The following is a 17,464-nucleotide window of genomic DNA, read 5'->3' on the forward strand; positions in this document are numbered from 1 at the left end:
GTGAAGTGGGGGGCGGGTGCCGGGCAAGTCCGGCGGGCCGGTGGCGCGGAGGGCGCCTGCCCGGTTAGAGGAGTCCGGCGTCCTTGCAGGCCGCCTCGAACTCCGTGGTGCAGATCTGGTCCACGGTGTAGACCTTGTCCGCGATCAGGGTGTCCTTGATGTTGTCCTTGGTCACGACCGTGGCGTCGAAGAGCTGGCTCGGGATGCCCTTCTTGCTCTTGCTGTCGACCTTGTGCTCGGTGAACTCGTCGATGCTCTCGCCGTTCAGCAGGGCGACGGCTATCTCGGCGGTCCGCTCGGCCTCGGGCTTGATGCCCTTGTAGATCGTGAAGGTCTGGCTGCCGGCCACGATGCGCTGCAGACCCGCGAGCTCGGAGTCCTGGCCGCCCACCGGGACGTCCTTGATGCCGCGCGACTTCAGGGCGGTGATGATGCCGCCCGCCATGCCGTCGTTGGCGGAGTAGACGGCGTCGAAGCCGTCCTTGCCGAGCGTGGTGATCGCGGCGGCCATCTTCTTGTTGGCCTCGTCCGGCGACCAGTCCGGGATGTCCTGCTCGTAGACGATCTTCTTGACCTTGCCGTCCAGGACGGTGTGGGCGCCCTTCTTGAACAGCGCGGCGTTCGGGTCGGTGGGCGAGCCGTTGATCATCACGAGCTCGCTGTCCTCGGCCTTGTCGCCGAGGGCCTGGAGCACGGCCTCGCCCTGCAGCTCGCCGATCTTCTCGTTGTCGTAGCTGACGTAGGCGGAGACGTCGCCCTCGGCGAGACGGTCGTAGGCGACGACCTTGACGCCCTTCTTGGCGGCCGCGTCCACCCAGGACTTGGTCGCGGTGGCGTCCACCGCGTCCAGGATGATCACCTTGACGCCCTTGGTGATCAGGGCGTCGAACTGCTTCTTCTGCAGCTCGGTCTCCTGGTTGGCGTTGTTGTAGGAGATCTCGCAGTCGGAGCAGAGCGCCTTGATCTTCTTTTCCATCAGCGGCCGGTCGAAGGTCTCGTACCGGGTCGTCTTGTTCTCCGGCAGAAGAATGCCGATGGACTTCTTGTCGCTGTCTGCCGCGTCACTGCCGGCCTCTCCGCAAGCCGCTACGGACAGGGCCATCGAGATCGCTGCGGTGCCGATGACGACACGGCGCATCGTGCTGTTCATGTACTGAACCTCCCTGACGAGGCCGCGTCCCTGCGGCCGAGGTGTGGGGAAGTCAACTCGGCCGGGTCGTAACCGTCAAGAAGTAAAGACTTAACGAGATGACAACGGTGCCAACCGTTATCTAGTGAAGGCGGGGGTCGCCGTGGCGACCGATCCGTCCAGAAGTGTCGAATCGCCCATTTCATTGAGTACGAGCGCGAGCGCCCCCAGCACCTCGGCCCGCCCCCCGAGCGCGCCCGGGAGGACCGACAGCCGCCGGGCCGCGCTGGGGATCGCGTAACGCGCCACGGACTCCCGGATCGGCAGCAGCACCAGCTCCCCGGCCTCCGCCAGGTCCCCACCGAGCACGACCCGGCTGGGGTTGAGGAGATTGCAGAGGTTGGCCACACCGGTGCCGATGTACCGGCCGACGTCGGCGATCACCCGGCGGCAGCCCGGATCGCCCTCGCGGGCGAGCTGCACCATCCGCTCGATCGTCAGATCCGGGCCGTGGCTGGTGCGCAGGAGATCCAGGACATGCCGGGCCGCGGTGAAGGTCTCCAGGCAGCCCCGGTTGCCGCAGCGGCAGACGGGGCCGGACTCGTCGATGGTGATGTGCCCTATCTCGCCCGCCGTGCCGCCCGGGCCGCGGTAGATGTGACCGTTGATCACCAGGCCCGCGCCCACGCCGCCGGCGACCTTGATGTACGCCAGGTCCTTCACCCCGCGGCCGGTGCCCCAGACCAGCTCGCCGAGGGCGCCGAGGTTGGCGTCGTTGTCGACGGAGACCGGCACGCCCAGCCGGGCGGCCAGCTCCTCCTTGGGATTGGTGCCGGCCCAGCCCGGCAGGATCGCCGTGGACCCCAGGGCGCCGCTGTCGACGTCGATCGGCCCGGGCACGCCGAGCCCGACCCCGATGACCTTGCCCACGCCGAGGCCGGTGGAGTCGATGAGCCGCTTCACCAGGGCCTCGGCCCGGTCGAAGCCCTGGGTCGCGGAGGCGTCCACGTCCAGCGGCTCGGCCTCCTCGGCCAGCACCTGGTGGGCGAGGTTGCCGACGGCCACCCGCAGATGGGTGTGGCCGAAGTCCACCCCCACCACGATCCCCGCGTCACCGCTGAGCGAGACGCTGCGCGCCCGCCGGCCACCCGCGGACGTGGGCGTGACCTGCACGATCCCGCTGTCTCTGAGCTCCCGGACGATATTGGAGACGGTGGCCGCGGACAGACCCGTGGTACGGGCGATCTCCGCCTGGGTGAGGGAGCCGGCCAGGCGCACCGCGCGCACGACCCGCTCCAGGTTGGCCCGGTGCAGCGACGACTGCGATCCCGGAGTCTCCACGATCATCCACTCCCGCCTGGAACGGCGGCTCGACCGCCGCCCGGCCCGCTCCCCGCAAGGGTGACCGGGCCGTTCCTCCAACTTGTGAACTCTAAGCTGAGCCCGTGGAGCAGATCTCGTCAAGAGCTGGACCCGCGGCGGGAGCCGATGCGCCCCCGCCCGTACCGCGTGCGACCTGCCCGGGCGCCGGTGCGCCCCCGGCCCCGGACCCGCGGTCGCGGCGGTAGCGGCCATGCACCATCCGAACACAAACGGCGCACACCCCAACAAACCACCCCATGCCGGTCTTCCGGCCCGGCCCGGAGCCGCCCAGCGGGGGGATATCTCACACCGGGACGGGCGGAGCGACAAGGGCGGACCGCCGTCCGGCTACTTCAGCGCCCCGGCCGTCAGCCCCGCGACCACCTGCCGCTGGAAGACGATGTACGCCGCGAGGACCGGCAGCATCGCCATCACCAGGCCGGCGAAGAGCCCGGACCAGTCGCCCTTGTAGCCCTGGCTGACCGCGAGCTGCACCAGGCCCTGGGAGAGCACCTTCCGCTCCGGGTCGGTGTTGAGCACGGTCGGCAGCATGTACTGGTTCCACTGGCCGAGGAAGTTGAAGATCCCCACGCTGATGAGCCCGGGCCGGGCCATCGGCAGCATCACCTGGAAGAAGGTCCGGGCGTGCGAGGCCCCGTCGATGAGCGCGGCCTCCGCCACCGTGGTCGGCAGGGTCCGGAAGAAGGCCGTGAGGAAGAAGACGGTGAACGGCAGCGAGTAGGCGATGTACGTCAGGATCAGCCCGTGCAGGGTGTTGAGCAGGGCGAGGTTGTTGAGCACGTAGAACAGCGGCACCAGGGCGAGGATGACCGGGAAGCTCATCCCGCCGATGAAGAGGAAGTAGAGGAACCGGTTGCCGGGGAAGTCGAACCGGGCCAGCACATAGGCGGCCATGGAGCCCAGCAGCATGGTGCCGGTCAGCGAACCCCCCACCACCAGGACGGTGTTGAGGAAGTAGTCGCTCATGTGCGCCTGGCTCCAGGCGCGGGCCCAGTTCTCGAACTGCGGCGAGGCGGGCAGGCTCCACGGCGCGGTGAAGATCTCCCGGTCGGTCTTGAAGGAGGTCATCACCGCCCACAGCAGCGGCATGACGACCATGAAGGCCCACAGCACGAGCATGCCGTGGGAGAAGGCGTTGAGCGTCCTCCCCTCGCCGCTCTTCCGGGGGCGCCGGCGCCCGCCGGGCCCGGTCTTGCGTACCGGCGGCTCCTCGGGGACGCCGTGCCGGGGACGGCGTCGGGGCCGGCGGGGGCGGGGTGTCGGTGGTCTCCATCGGTATCAGTACTCCAGCCGCTCGCGCCGGCCCAGCCGCATCACCACGGCCGCGAAGGCCAGGGTGACGACGAGCAGGGCGACGCCGATCGTCGTCGCGTAGGCCGCCTGTCCGTCGCGGAACGCCTTCACGTACACGTACAGCGGCAGCACGGTCGTGGAGTAGTCGGGGCCGCCGCCGTTGGCGCCCACGGTCATGATCTGGACGACCGCGAAGGCCTCCGCGCCGAGCGCCAGGATGCCCATGTAGATCCAGCCGGACTGCACCGTGTCCCACAGCAGCGGCAGCGTGATCCGGAAGAAGGTGGTGACGCGGCTGGCGCCGTCCAGCAGGGCCGCCTCGTAGAAGTCGAGGGGGATGGAGGACATGCCGGCCGAGAACAGCACCACGAAGAACCCGACCGTGCACCAGACGAGCACCGCCATCACCGACCACAGGGCGTAATCGGGATCGCCGAGCCAGTCCGGCTGGACGGAGTCCAGGCCGACGGCCCGCAGCCCGGCGTTGATCGCGCCGTTGCTCGGGTTGTACGCGAACTGGAAGAGCAGGGCGACGATGGCGATCGAGAGGACCTGCGGGAAGAAGTAGACGATCTTGTAGAAGGCGGAGCCGCGCACGCCCGTGACGGCGGCGCCCCGGCGGCGCCGCCCGCCGACGTTGAGCATGAAGGCGAAGAAGAGCGCGAGGGCGATCGTCACCAGCGGCACCAGCACCACGAGGAGCACGCTGTGCTGGAACGACTTCCAGAAGACCTGGTCGTCCAGCAGCCGTTCGTAGTTGCGCAGCCCCGTGAAGGCGAAGTCGGGGCTCAGGCCCGTCCAGTCGGTGAAGGAGTAGTAGACCGCCTGGAGGAAGGGCCAGATCACGAAGAGGGTGTAGAGCGCGAGCGGGCCGGCCAGGAATCCGGCGATGAAGCGGTACTTACCGTGGTGCATGGTGACCGACCCCGTTCCCCGGACGCGCCGCCCGCGCCGGCCGCTGGTGACGTGCCCTCACTGGTGCTGGTAGTGCTTGACGGAGTCGTCGTTCGCCGCCTCGTCGGTGTAGATCTGGATCTTCTTCACCGCCTCGGCCGGGGTGATCCGGCCGGCCATCATCTCGCCGAGCCCGCCGCCGACCTTCTCCTTCCACAGGGCGACGTACCAGTCCTTGATCCGCGGGTTGACGATGTTGTCCCCGGCCTTGTCCAGGGCGTCCACCGCGGAGGTGAGCCCCGGCGGCAGCGACAGCCCCTCGGTGCCGCCGTCGTAGGAGGTCAGCGAGGAGACCTGCCGGGTGAAGTTCTTCGACGACTGCTCCCCGAGCATGGTGCGCAGCAGCTCCATGCCGCCGTCGGGGTTCTTCGCCTTGGCCGGGACGATGAACGGCTCGCCGCCGGCCGCCCAGATGGTGCCGGCGGGCATCTTGTCGGAGTCGTCCAGCCCGGAGGGTGCCGCGACGCGGAGTTCGAAGTCGTCGGGGGTGGTCGCCTTGGACTCGTTCTCGACCCAGGAGCCGTTGGGGATGAAGAGCGCCTTCCCCTCCGTCCAGGCGGTCTGTGACTCGATGTGGCTCAGGCCGGGGGTGCCGTTGAGGACGTAGCCCTTCTGCTGGAGTTCGTAGTACGCCTCCAGGGCCGACCTGACCGCGGGGTCGCGCCAGGCGTCGGGCTCCAGATTGTCGATGGCGTCGAGGACCTGCCGGCCGCCGATCTTCGCCATGAAGGGGAAGAGGCTGAAGCTGAGGTAGTACGGGTTCTTGCCGGCGTAGGTCCAGCCGGCGATGCCCTTCTTCTTCGCCTTGGCGCAGAGGGCGAGCATGTCGTCCCAGGTCTGCGGGTATTCGGCGTCGAGCTTGTCGAGGGCCGTCTTCGAGTACCAGACGCCGTGCACGTTGTAGGCGTAGTAGAGGACGTGGACGGGGTCGCCGTCGAACTGCCCCATCTCGGCGACGCCCGGGCGGAGGGTGTCGCGCACCTTCTTGTCCGGGTCGTCGTAGGACGGCGCGTCCAGCAGCGGGGTGAGGTCGGTCAGCTGGTCCTTGCCGACCAGGACGCCCAGGTCCATCTGCTCGGCGCCGGAGTTGTCGATGAGGTCGGGCGGGGTGCCGCCGTTGAAGCGGGGCTGGAGCACCGACTGGATCTTCTGCGTCGCGGCGTGCTTCACCTCGGCGTCCGGGAACTTCTTCCGGTAGACGGCCTCGGCGTCCTTGGCGTACTGGTCGCCGAATCCGCCGTCGAAGATGACGACGTCCAGGGGGGCGCTCCCGTTGACCCCGAGCGGGTTGGCGGCGCTCTTCTCGCCCTTCTCGACCTTGTCCCCGCCGGTGGCGCTGGAGGCGCAGGCCGCGAGGGTGCTCATCGCCGGTACGGCGACCAGACCGAGGGCCGCCGCCCTCTTGATGACGTCGCGTCGGCTGTGGTCGGAGGTGGATCGCATGCTGGGGTCCTCGCCCTCTCCCGGACTCGGGCGGTGTGTGCCGGTCTCCGGGTGCTACGCGCCTCGGCGAAGGACACCGCCACCGCGGTCATGTGCAGCTGAGTCGTGCTGGGTGTGCGCCGGGATCGGTCGGAGTACCCCGGTGGTGCGCGGCGAAGCCGTCTCCCGCCGTTTCCCGTCCCCCGATTCCACGGGTGTCGCAGGCCCTGGGACGCCGACAGGTATAGTCCACTCCGCGCCGGGTGAGCAAGATCGAATACAGCATTCGGCAGGAGTCTTTCCCGAGTTGAGACCTCGGCGGCACACATCCGCCACCGTTTCCGTGCGGACGGGCGGTCCGTCTGCCCCCGGCGGGAGTTGGGGCCGGACCGGTGGTCCGCCGGGGACCATCCAAACCCGGCACCGGCCCCCGCGTCCGGTCACGACGGCGCCACCGGTCCGATTTTCAGCCGATTGGGCGCAGCGGGGGACGGCGGGCGCGGACGGCCCGCTGGTACGGCCTCCGCCCGTGGTGCGGACGGCGGGCCCGTACGGCGGGCGCATCCGGGGCGGGTCGGCCCGCGGGGTGAACTCCAGGGGCAGCGGGAGCGGGCCGCGGGGGAAGACGTCCTGCCCGGCGCGGTGAAGCCCTCCGGCAGCCGGGCGTCCGGCATGGCGTCCAGCAGCATGTTCGGGCCGGTTTCCACCTCGGCCCCGGCCGGCAGCGCGCCGACGCGGAAGTGCCGGCCGAGGGCGAAGGCGAAGTGGTCCGCGGCGGCGGTGAAGGCGTTCCGCGCCGTCAGGTCCTCGCGGAAGAGGTGGAAGGTGTCCGGGTCGCCGGCGGACTCCGCGGACGGGATGTCGGGGACCTGCGGCCGGGCGGTGGTGGTCATGCTGCCTTCCGGGGCACCGGAGTGGCTGGGGGGCCGATCCGGGCTGATCTCGGCGATCGGGACTCAGCCAGCTCCGCACGGTGCGCACCACCGTGAACTCCGCCGGGATCGGCGGTGGTTGGGACGCGCCCGGAACGGCGGACGGGCCGCGCCCCTGGTGGGGAGCGCGGCCCGTCGTCGCCGTCCGGGCGGTCCGTGGACCGGTGCCGGCGGCCGTGCCTACTTGCGGATCAGCGAGCGCAGCACGTACTGCAGGATGCCGCCGTTGCGGTAGTAGTCCGCCTCGCCGGGGGTGTCGATGCGGACGACCGCGTCGAACTCCACACCGGTGTCGGTGGTGACCTTCACGGTGCCCGGGATGGTGCCCTCGTTGAGCTCGGTCACGCCGGAGACGGAGAAGGTCTCCTCTCCGGTGAGGCCCAGGGACTCCGCCGAGGCGCCCTCCGGGAACTGGAGCGGCAGCACGCCCATGCCGATGAGGTTCGAGCGGTGGATGCGCTCGTACGACTCGGCGATGACGGCCCTGACGCCGAGCAGCGCGGTGCCCTTCGCCGCCCAGTCGCGGGAGGAGCCGGAGCCGTACTCCTTGCCGGCCAGCACGACCAGCGGGATGCCCTGCTCGATGTAGTTGCGCGAGGCGTCGTAGATGAAGGAGACGGGTGCTCCGCCCTCTTCGTCGGACCGGGTGAAGTCGCGGGTGTAGCCGCCCTCGGTGCCCGGCGCGATCTGGTTGCGCAGGCGGATGTTGGCGAAGGTGCCGCGGATCATGACCTCGTGGTTGCCGCGGCGGGAGCCGTAGCTGTTGAAGTCGCGGCGCTGGATGCCGTGCTCGGTGAGGTACTGGCCGGCCGGGGTGTCGGCCTTGATGGCGCCGGCCGGGGAGATGTGGTCGGTGGTGACCGAGTCGCCCAGCTTGGCGAGCACGCGGGCGCCGGAGATGTCCTCGACCGGGGCCGGCTCCATGCCCATGCCCTCGAAGTACGGGGGCTTGCGGACGTAGGTGGACTCGCTGTCCCACTCGAAGGTGTCGCCGGTCGGGATGGGCAGCGCCTGCCACTGCGCGTCGCCCGCGAAGACGTCGGCGTAGCTGCTGCCGAACATCTCCTGGCCGATCGCGGAGGCGACGACCTCCTCGACCTCCTGCTCGGAGGGCCAGATGTCCTTGAGGAAGACCGGGTGGCCGTCCTGGTCGGTGCCGAGCGCCTCGGTGGTGATGTCCACCTTCATGGAGCCGGCGATGGCGTACGCGACGACCAGCGGCGGGGAGGCCAGGTAGTTCATCTTGACGTCGGGGTTGATCCGGCCCTCGAAGTTGCGGTTGCCGGAGAGCACCGAGACGACGGCGAGGTCGTGCTCGTTGACCGCCCGGGAGACCTCCTCCGGCAGCGGGCCGGAGTTGCCGATGCAGGTGGTGCAGCCGTAGCCGACGAGGTTGAAGCCCATCTTGTCGAGGTACGGGGTGAGCCCGGCCCGGTCGTAGTAGTCCATGACGACCTTGGACCCGGGGGCCAGGGTGGTCTTGACCCACGGCTTGCGGGTGAGGCCCTTCTCCACGGCCTTCTTGGCGACGAGCGCGGCGCCGACCATCACGTACGGGTTCGAGGTGTTGGTGCAGGAGGTGATCGCGGCGACGGTGACGGCGCCGTGGTCCAGCTCGTACTCCGTGCCGTCCGGGGCCGTGACCTTGACCTTCTTGCTCGGGACCGAGCTGGAGACCGCCGGGGAGTCGGAGGCCGGGAAGGACTCCTTGCCGGCCTCGTCCAGGTCGCCGTTGACGGCGACGTAGTTCCGCACGTCCTGGGCGAACTGGTTCTTGGCGTCGGCCAGGATGATGCGGTCCTGCGGGCGCTTCGGGCCGGCGATGGAGGGGACGACCGTGGAGAGGTCGAGCTCCAGCTTCTCGGAGAAGTCCGGCTCGGCGGCCGGGTCGAGCCAGAGGCCCTGCTCCTTGGCGTACGCCTCGACGAGCGCGAGCTGCTGCTCGGAACGGCCGGTGAGCTTGAGGTAGGTGATGGTCTCACCGTCGATCGGGAAGATCGCCGCGGTGGAGCCGAACTCCGGCGACATGTTGCCGATCGTGGCGCGGTTGGCCAGCGGCACCGCGGAGACGCCCTCGCCGTAGAACTCGACGAACTTGCCGACCACGCCGTGCTTGCGCAGCATCTCGGTGATGGTGAGCACCAGGTCGGTGGCGGTGGTGCCGGCCGGCATCTCGCCGGTCAGCTTGAAGCCGACGACCCGCGGGATGAGCATCGACACCGGCTGGCCGAGCATCGCGGCCTCGGCCTCGATGCCGCCGACGCCCCAGCCGAGCACGCCGAGGCCGTTGACCATGGTGGTGTGCGAGTCGGTGCCGACGAGGGTGTCGGGGTACGCCTGGCCGTTCCGGACCATGACGGTGCGGGCCAGGTGCTCGATGTTCACCTGGTGGACGATGCCGGTGCCGGGCGGTACGACCTTGAACTCGTCGAAGGCCGTCTGGCCCCAGCGCAGGAACTGGTAGCGCTCGCGGTTGCGGCCGTACTCCAGCTCCACGTTCTGCGTGAAGGCCTCCGGGGTGCCGAACTTGTCGGCGATCACGGAGTGGTCGATGACCAGCTCGGCCGGGGCCAGCGGGTTGATCTTGGCGGGGTCCCCGCCGAGTTCCTTCACGGCCTCGCGCATGGTGGCCAGGTCCACCACGCAGGGCACACCGGTGAAGTCCTGCATGATCACGCGGGCCGGCGTGAACTGGATCTCCTGGCTGGGCTGGGCGGCCGCGTCCCAGCCGCCGATCGCGCGGATGTGGTCGGCGGTGATGTTCGCGCCGTCCTCCGTGCGGAGCAGGTTCTCCAGCAGCACCTTCAGGCTGTAAGGGAGGCGCGCGGAGCCCTCGACCTTGTCCAGCCGGAAGATCTCGTACGACTCGTCACCCACGCGCAGCGTGCTGCGGGCGTCGAAGCTGTTCGCCGACACGACAGTCTCCTTCATGAATGTGCGTCTGTTACCGCCATGCTGCCGCCCCGACTCACAGTCCCTCCGCTGAGGTAAGGCTTACTTGTGTGTGAGCCCGTGTCCCCGGCGGCCGCGGTGTGCCCGCTCGGCAGATATCTCGATGTCGAGATAACTCTAGTACACGGATCACGCGGCGGGCATCCCGGCTGCCGTGCGGTTGCTGTTCACTCCGCCGTCCGGCTGCCCGTCCGGCTGCCGTTCCGCCGCCCTCCCGTCGCCGTCCGTCGCCGTCCGGAGCGGCTGCTCCGGCGGGGCCGGGTACCCGCCGGAGCCGGACCGAACCCCTGAGGGGGCCGGGCGCGGCGGAACCGGTTACGCCGCTCCGGGCGGGCCGTACAGGCCGGCGGGGCAGACGGGGCAGACGGGGCCGGCGTGGCAGACGGGGCGTGCGGAGCAGGCGGGGCGTGCAGAGCAGGCGGTGTCCTCAGGCCCGGAGGCCGGGGACCGCTCCGCCGGGCGGGGTCCCCTCGGCCCCGCCGGGACCGTGCCCCAGGTCCGCGAAGGAGTACGGCGGCCAGGGCCCCAGGAAGCGGATGCGGACCGCCGGCTGCTCGTCCTGGATCTCCGCGAGCACCCGGCCCACCGTCTCGATCCCGTCCTGCCGCACCAGCAGGGACACCGACAGCACATCCGTCTCGCCGGGGTCCCGCACCGCCCGGCGGCGGTCCTGGAGGTCCTCCGAGACGGCCGCCAGCCGGCGCCGGGTGTCCGCGTACAGCGTGTCGGCCAGGTGTTCGGACGCCTCGCGGCGGGCCATCTCCAGCCGCTTGGCCAGCAGCCTGCGCACGCCGGGCGAGCTCTCCGCCATGTCAGCCATCAGGGACCGGGCCCGCTCGTTGCCGACGGCGGCGGCCTCCCGGTCGAGGGTGATCTCCACCCGCAGTTCGGCGTGGCCCGCCAAGTCGTCCAGCCTGGCCGTGAGTTCGTCGCGGCGCTCGGACAGCCAGCTCAGCAGCCGCTGCTCAGCGCTCTGTCCCTCCTCCGGCCGCACCAGCACGTTGAACGTCATCGGCAGGACGGCCCCGGTGAGCTGCCAGGCCGCGTCGACCGCCCGGTCGTGCTCGACGATCCAGCGGCGCACGTCCTCGTCCGGGCCCTGGTAGGGCGCCGGAGCCGTGGCGTGCACCAGGGCCACCGGGCCGCCGGGCACGTCGCCCACCAGCCGGAGGGGCCGGCCGTCGATGCCGGTGACAGTGTCCGGCAGGGCCTCCGCACCCGGGTCGGGCAGCAGCGCGTAGACGTACAGGGCCCGGGGCGGCTCGTCCGGCTCCGGCCCGCTGTGGCCGGTCGTGGTGCCGGGGTGGGTGTCGGTGTGGGTGCCGGGGTGGGTGCCGCTCATCGCGCCCCTCCCGTCCCGGTCCCGCTCCCGTTCCCAGGCCCGGCCTCCTCGGCCCAGCGCGCCGGGTTGACCAGCTTGTCCACCACGTCGTCCACGACCTCGTCGAGGCCGCGGTGCAGATCGGCGACGGAGACGGTGATCCCGTGCTCGTCCTTGATCTCCTTCATGGCCTCGTCCAGTTCGAGGAGCGCCTCGCCGAGCCGCTCGGTCTCCCCGGGGGTGAGGTCGCCGCCCTCCATCCGCCGCAGGGCCTGCCGCTCCAGCGCCTCCTGGATCACCTCGACCAGGGTGACGACCAGGGTCAGCACACCGTGCTTGAGGCTTTTCTCGTCAACGGTGAGGGCCACCGTCATCCCTCCTTCGCTCCGGGGACTCCCCGTCCTCCTGACCCGTGCCGCCCGCCGCCATGCGGTGGAGGGGGCCGGTCCAGCCGGGGAGTGCGTCGGCCGCCAGGGCCACCTCGCCGCCGGGGGTGTCCAGCACCAGCGTGTACGGGCTGCCGGCCGGGTTGTCCCGCTCCTCCAGCCGGACGCCGAGCAGATCGCCGGGGGCCAGCATCAGCGCGGGGCGGGCGTCGACGGGCGACTTCCAGGAGAGGCCGCCCGCGTCGAGACGGCCGCGGCCGCCGCGCCACATCGCGCCGCCGCGGCGGGGCTCGTGGTACCACAAGTGGCCCTCGTGCCCGTCCTCGTCCGCCGGGCCGGCCGTCCCGCCGCCCCCGTCGGCCGCTGCCAGGCCCTTGGTGCCGGGCGCCTGCTCCAGCAGCTCCCGGTGCAGGCGCTCCGGCTCGGCGGCCGAGAGCAGCGCCTCCCCGCCGTCGCGCAGCCGGACGCGGAGCCGGGTGCGGTCCTCGCCGCCGACGGCCCGCTCGGTCTCCAGGGCGGCGGACTCCAGCTCGGCCAGCTCGGCCTCCCAGAGGACCTCGCGCGGCTCACGGCGGAGCACGACCAGGCGACGGTCGGTCAGGTGGACGCTGCCGGGCCGCCATCCCGAGTAGACCTCGCCCGTCAGCCGGTGGCCGCCGAACATCCGGGTGACCAGCCGCTCGCCGTCCCGCAGTTCGAGGCCCCGGCTGCCGGAGCGCTCCGCCCAGGCGCGGGTGGCCTCGTCCCACTGCCGGAGCATCCCGTACTCCAGCATCGTCTCCATGCCGGCGATCGCGGCGCGGACGTTGACGCCGATCAGCGGGATGTCCGCGACGGCGATGATCAGGTCCAGATGGAGGACGGCTCCTTTGTTGAGCACAACCTCCAGCAGATCGTCCAGGGTCACCCGGGGGTCGCGGGTCGGCTGGAGCGAGGGGACGGCCGGTACGGCGGGGAGGCGGTCAGGCATCGTCCGGCTGCCGCTCGTCCTGCCGTTCGGAGTGCGGCTCGCCCTGACGTCCGGGCTGCCGCCTGCTCTGCCGTTCGCTCCGCCGGCCGTCCGGCGTCCGCCCGCTCTCCACCGGGGCGGCGTCCGCGGCGGACGCCCGGGACAGCGCCTTGGCGCTGCGCCAGCCGCACCAAGGGCACCACTCGTCGAGGAGTTCCCGGGTGGGAACCCTCTTGTGGCACTCCGGGCAGCTCTCCTTGTCCTCCTTGACCTCGCGCCAGGCGGCGGTCTCCACGTCCGTGCCGGAGGGGAATTCCAGCCCGTAGCGGGCGGCGGTCTCGAAGGAGGCCAGGGCGGCGCGCAGCCGGATGCCCAGCAGTTCGACACCGGCGACCGACACCATGATGTCCGCGTTGAGGACGAGCCCCTTGTCCAGCAGGGTCTCGACGACATGGGCGAGGCTGCCCTCGCCGCCGCGCTGCGGTTCCAGCGCGCGGGCACCGCCGCCGTACCGCCCGGTGCCGACCGCGGTCGCCGGCGCGCGCGGCGCCGGCGCCGGGGTCCCCGAGGGGCCCCGGACGTCACGTATCGGATCGGGTTCTCTCATGCCCCTCGCCTTACCTGAGCGCACGCTGTCAACCCTCCGGAAGCCGGGCGCCGTCCGGTCCGCGCCGGGGCGGCGCCCCGGCGGCCCCGGGCATTCCGCCCCTTCCGGGACGGACGGACGGTCCGGGTCCGGCGGCCGTGCGCCCGGCCGGGTGAGAACGCCGGGAAAACGGGCACTCCGGACTCCACCCGGCCGACGGACCCGGTCGTCCCGAAGCGCGGGAATCTCATATCTGAGATAACCTGAGCCGCATGGGAGACGACTACCTCGTACGCATCGGACGCCTCATCAGGGACGCCCGGCAGCACCGCGGCTGGACACAGTCGCATCTCGCGGAAGCCCTGGGCACCAGCCAGAGCGCCGTCAACCGCATCGAACGCGGCAACCAGAACATCAGCCTTGAGATGATCGCCCGCATCGGCGAGGCCCTGGACAGCGAAATCGTCTCGCTCGGCTACGCCGGGCCGATGCATCTGCGCGTGGTCGGCGGCCGCCGGCTCTCGGGCGGCATCGACGTCAGGACGAGCAAGAACGCCTGCGTCGCCCTCCTCTGCGCCACCCTGCTCAACTCGGGCCGCACCATCCTGCGCCGGGTGGCCCGGATCGAGGAGGTCTACCGGATCCTGGAGGTGCTGGGCAGCGTCGGCGTCCGCACCCGCTGGATCAACGACGGCGCCGACCTGGAGATCGTCCCGCCGGACCGGCTGGAGCTGGACTCCATGGACATGGAGGCGGCGCGGCGCACCCGCAGCGTCATCATGTTCCTCGGCCCGCTGCTGCACCGCGAGGACCGGTTCCGCATCCCGTACGCCGGCGGCTGCGACCTGGGAACCCGCACGGTGCAACCGCACATGACGGCGCTGCGCCGCTTCGGCCTGGAGATCACGGCGACCGACGGCATCTACCACGCCGAGGTCGACCGCAGCATCCGTCCCGACCGCCCGATCGTGCTGACCGAGCGCGGGGACACCGTCACGGAGAACGCCCTGCTGGCCGCCGCCCGGCACGACGGCGTCACCGTGATCCGCAACGCCAGCTCCAACTACATGGTCCAGGACCTCTGCTTCTTCCTGGAGCAGCTCGGCGTGACGGTCGAGGGCGTCGGCACCACCACCCTCACCGTGCACGGCGTTCCGCACATCGACCGGGACGTGGACTACTCGCCCTCCGAGGACCCGGTGGAGGCGATGAGCCTGCTCGCCGCCGCCCTCGTCACCGAGTCCGAACTGACCATCCGGCGGGTGCCGGTGGAGTTCCTGGAGATCGAGCTGGCGGTCCTGGAGGAGATGGGCCTGGACCACGAGCGCAGCCCCGAGTACCCGGCCGACAACGGCCGCACCCGGCTGATCGACCTCACCGTGCGCCCGTCGAAGCTGAAGGCCCCGATCGACAAGATCCACCCGATGCCGTTCCCGGGCCTCAACATCGACAATGTCCCCTTCTTCGCGGCCATCGCCGCCACCGCGCAGGGCTCGACGCTGATCCACGACTGGGTCTACGACAACCGCGCGATCTACCTCACCGACCTCAACCGGCTCGGCGCCGACGTCAAACTCCTCGACCCGCACCGGGTGCTGGTCGAGGGCCCGACGCGCTGGCGGGCCGCGGAGATGATGTGCCCGCCGGCCCTGCGCCCCGCGGTGGTGATCCTGCTGGCGATGATGGCGGCCGAGGGCACCTCGGTCCTGCGCAACGTCTACGTCATCAACCGCGGCTACGAGGAACTGGCGGAACGCCTGAACTCGGTCGGTGCGCAGATCGAGATCTTCCGCGACATCTGAGGGGTGGGCCGGGCGCAGGTCCGGGCGGGCCGCCCGTGAGGGGATCGGGCCGGTCCGGCGTGAGAAGGCGCCGGACCGGGCCGCGGTGGCGGCAGTCACCGGCAGTTGTCCGGGCAAGAGGTCCTTCCGCCGGAGGGGGCGCCCTTGCCGTCCACGCGTTCACCCGCGCCCGCGTTCTCGCGCTCTTCGTCCGCGCCCACGCCCGCGCCCGCGTCCTCGTCCGCACCGCCGTCGTCGCAGCCGTCGTCGCAGACGAGTTCGCCCTCCCAGGCTTCCCTGCCTTCCATGATGGCGAAGGCTGCGATGACGAATCCGGCGACCGGGTCGATCCAGGTCCAGCCGAAGGCGGCGAAGGCGAGCAGTCCGGCGAAGGTGGAGACGCTCAGCCAGGCGCACAGTCTGGTCTCGGCGGCGTCCGCGACGACCAGACGGGAGCGCATCTCCAGTCCGGCTCTGCGCTTGACCCGGGCCAGCCACGGCATCACGACGATCGACAGGCCGGTGAGGGCGATGCCCACGGGAGAGGTGTCGGGCTTCTCGTCGGCCACCAGATCGCGGATGCCCTCGACGGTGACGTACGCGGCGAGGGCGAAGAAGGTGAGGGCGATGAACTTCAGCGCCTTGCGTTCCTTGGCCTCGTCCGGTTCGCCGCCCTTGATCTCCGCCAGCAGCCGCACCAGGACCACGGTGGCCGCGGCCACCTCGATGCCGGAGTCGATGCCGAAGCCGATGAGGGAGATCGCCCCGGCGACCGCACCGGCGGAGACGGCGATGACGCCCTCGACGACGTTGTAGCCGATCGTGAACTTCGCGTAGCGCACCGCACGGTGCGCGGCCGGGCCGGTCACGTCCGGCGTGGCGCCGGTGGAGGACACGCCGCTCACCGGGCGGAGTCCCGGGCGGGATGGGTGCCGTAGGCGGGGCACAGGTCGACGGCCTCGCCCGTCGCCGCCAGCAACTGCTCGGCGGCGGCCAGCAGGTCCAGCAGTTCGGGGCGTGCCAGCGAGTACCACGAGGCCCGGCCGACGGGGCGGAAGGTGACCAGGCCGCAGTCACGCAGGCAGGCCAGGTGCGCCGAGACCGTGGACTGCGCCAGCCCCACACAGGCGACCAGGTCGGTGGTACGGGCTTCGCCCTCGGCCAGCCGGCGCAGGATCGCCAGCCGGGCCGGGTCGCCCAGGGAACGGAACAGGGCCACGGCCGCCGACGGGGCCCCGCAGGAGGTGGTGGCCGTCAGGGCGGCCTCTTCGCCATTCATCGTCATGGAACGATAATATCGACGGTCACAGGTCATTTATCGGCGGGGTACGGCTACGGCGACTCCGGGGTTCCCGCCGCGCTTCAGCACCCCCGGTGCACCTCCGTTCACGCCGCGCCGGGGGTTTCTCCCCGGCGCCCGGGCCGTGTGCGCCGGGCGGGTGGCGGTAACAGCCGTCGTGCGGCGCCCCGTTGAGTCCCAGACGGGAGCCGGCAGGGGTGCCCTTCGGACAGCTTGTGGCCGAATCACAGCGCACGGTCGCCGCTCGCGGCTGACGGTACTTATGGCGGCCGTAACCGACCGCTACGGTTTGGCCATGGGAGTTTCCGGATCACGTGTGACCGACGAGAACAGCGATCTGACGGAGGCCGTCAAGGCAACCGCGCGCCAACTGCTGGTGAAACTGGGCGCCGCAGGGCTGTCCCCGGAGGCCGTCGCCCGGGAGGGCGGTCTCGCCGTCGCCGAGGTGGAGGCCGTCTTCCCGCATCGGGACGATCTCCTCACCGCGCTCGTCATCGACGCCTACAACAACTCCGCCGCCGCGATGGAGCGGGCCGACCGGGACGCCCGGGAGGCCGGGGCCTCGGCGGGCGCGCGGCTCCTGGCGGTGACGCGGGCGCTGCGGCAGTGGTCCTTCGACAACCCCGGCGAGTTCACGCTGATCTACGGCTCCCCCGTGCCGGACTACCACGCCCCGCAGGACACGGTCCCGCCCGCCTCACGCACCCCCGCCGTACTGGCCGGCATCGTGCGGTCGGCGCTGGAGGCCGGTGAACTCGCCCCGCCCCGGCGGGAGGTGCCCGGGCCGCCGCTGCTCCTGCCGGAGGCCGTGCAGGTCTTCGGCGGCACGCCACCGGCTCCGTTCTCGGACATCATCGAGCGCGGCATCGTGCTGTGGAGCAGCCTCATCGGGCTCCTGGTGTTCCAGGTCTTCAGCCGCACCCACGACAGCGTGCGGGACGAGTCCGCGTTCTTCGACTACGCCATCGCCGTGGCCGCCGAAGGCATCGGACTCACGGTTCCCGTGGGCGAGACCACCGACTAGTCCGTCCGACCAGTCCGGCCGCGCGCCGCGCGGCACCAACCGGGGGATCAGG

The 17,464-nt window shown here is 71.1% G+C and carries 13 protein-coding genes and 2 pseudogenes; 2 read left to right on the forward strand and 13 right to left on the reverse strand.

What is annotated here, in order from left to right; genetic code table 11:
- Positions 1 to 64 precede the first annotated feature (64 nt).
- The 11 genes and pseudogenes from E4N63_RS07150 to E4N63_RS31005 form a co-directional block, all read right to left on the reverse strand.
- Complete coding sequence (locus tag E4N63_RS07150; protein ID WP_185831190.1) at positions 65 to 1,150, reverse strand: sugar ABC transporter substrate-binding protein; 1,086 nt, start codon at positions 1,148 to 1,150, stop codon at positions 65 to 67.
- A gap of 117 nt (positions 1,151 to 1,267) precedes the next feature.
- Positions 1,268 to 2,470 carry an ROK family transcriptional regulator gene (locus E4N63_RS07155; protein ID WP_043460875.1) on the reverse strand — a complete coding sequence of 401 codons (1,203 nt, stop codon included), beginning with the start codon at positions 2,468 to 2,470 and terminating at the stop codon, positions 1,268 to 1,270.
- A gap of 369 nt (positions 2,471 to 2,839) precedes the next feature.
- A pseudogene (locus E4N63_RS07160) lies at positions 2,840 to 3,785 on the reverse strand (carbohydrate ABC transporter permease).
- Between the two features lie 5 nt (positions 3,786 to 3,790).
- Positions 3,791 to 4,720, reverse strand: coding sequence for a carbohydrate ABC transporter permease (locus E4N63_RS07165; protein ID WP_125623707.1), 930 nt, complete (start codon positions 4,718 to 4,720; stop codon positions 3,791 to 3,793).
- A 57-nt stretch (positions 4,721 to 4,777) separates the two neighbouring features.
- On the reverse strand, positions 4,778 to 6,202 hold the full coding sequence (gene ngcE, locus E4N63_RS07170) for an N-acetylglucosamine/diacetylchitobiose ABC transporter substrate-binding protein (protein ID WP_125623706.1): 1,425 nt from the start codon (positions 6,200 to 6,202) through the stop codon (positions 4,778 to 4,780).
- Between the two features lie 561 nt (positions 6,203 to 6,763).
- Positions 6,764 to 7,017, reverse strand: a pseudogene (locus E4N63_RS07175) (cytochrome P450); the annotation flags it as partial.
- A gap of 276 nt (positions 7,018 to 7,293) precedes the next feature.
- Complete coding sequence (gene acnA, locus E4N63_RS07180; protein WP_230240245.1) at positions 7,294 to 10,044, reverse strand: aconitate hydratase AcnA; 2,751 nt, start codon at positions 10,042 to 10,044, stop codon at positions 7,294 to 7,296.
- A 448-nt stretch (positions 10,045 to 10,492) separates the two neighbouring features.
- Positions 10,493 to 11,407, reverse strand: a complete 915-nt coding sequence (locus E4N63_RS07185; RefSeq protein WP_125623704.1) for a GvpL/GvpF family gas vesicle protein — start codon at positions 11,405 to 11,407, stop codon at positions 10,493 to 10,495.
- Positions 11,404 to 11,754: a gas vesicle protein K gene (locus E4N63_RS07190; RefSeq protein ID WP_125623703.1), complete on the reverse strand. Its 351-nt coding sequence runs from the start codon at positions 11,752 to 11,754 to the stop codon at positions 11,404 to 11,406. The genes E4N63_RS07185 and E4N63_RS07190 overlap by 4 nt, the downstream gene beginning before the upstream one ends.
- Positions 11,738 to 12,742 (reverse strand): gas vesicle protein, encoded by a 1,005-nt coding sequence (locus E4N63_RS07195; protein WP_230240246.1) that lies wholly within the window; start codon positions 12,740 to 12,742, stop codon positions 11,738 to 11,740. The genes E4N63_RS07190 and E4N63_RS07195 overlap by 17 nt, the downstream gene beginning before the upstream one ends.
- Positions 12,735 to 13,328: a gas vesicle protein gene (locus E4N63_RS31005; RefSeq protein ID WP_308188660.1), complete on the reverse strand. Its 594-nt coding sequence runs from the start codon at positions 13,326 to 13,328 to the stop codon at positions 12,735 to 12,737. Before E4N63_RS31005 ends, E4N63_RS07195 begins: the two co-directional genes overlap by 8 nt.
- Positions 13,329 to 13,579: 251 nt before the next feature.
- On the opposite strand from E4N63_RS31005, the gene E4N63_RS07205 reads away from it, so the two are divergent.
- A complete protein-coding gene (locus E4N63_RS07205) occupies positions 13,580 to 15,109 on the forward strand; it encodes a UDP-N-acetylglucosamine 1-carboxyvinyltransferase (RefSeq protein WP_019711070.1) in 1,530 nt (509 codons plus the stop codon).
- Between the two features lie 95 nt (positions 15,110 to 15,204).
- Here the strand turns inward: E4N63_RS07205 and E4N63_RS07210 are convergent, their stop codons facing one another.
- Both E4N63_RS07210 and E4N63_RS07215 read right to left on the reverse strand, forming a co-directional pair.
- On the reverse strand, positions 15,205 to 15,984 hold the full coding sequence (locus E4N63_RS07210) for a cation diffusion facilitator family transporter (RefSeq protein ID WP_230240247.1): 780 nt from the start codon (positions 15,982 to 15,984) through the stop codon (positions 15,205 to 15,207).
- Positions 15,985 to 15,989: 5 nt separating this feature from the next.
- A complete protein-coding gene (locus E4N63_RS07215; protein WP_125623700.1) occupies positions 15,990 to 16,373 on the reverse strand; it encodes a helix-turn-helix transcriptional regulator in 384 nt (127 codons plus the stop codon).
- Positions 16,374 to 16,683: 310 nt separating this feature from the next.
- Between E4N63_RS07215 and E4N63_RS07220 the strand changes: the two genes are divergently transcribed.
- Positions 16,684 to 17,412, forward strand: a complete 729-nt coding sequence (locus E4N63_RS07220) for a TetR-like C-terminal domain-containing protein (RefSeq protein ID WP_230240248.1) — start codon at positions 16,684 to 16,686, stop codon at positions 17,410 to 17,412.
- The last annotated feature ends 52 nt before the right edge of the window (positions 17,413 to 17,464 follow it).

This window comes from Streptomyces sp. MNU89, from assembly GCF_020982505.1.
Lineage (GTDB): Bacteria > Actinomycetota > Actinomycetes > Streptomycetales > Streptomycetaceae > Streptomyces > Streptomyces xinghaiensis.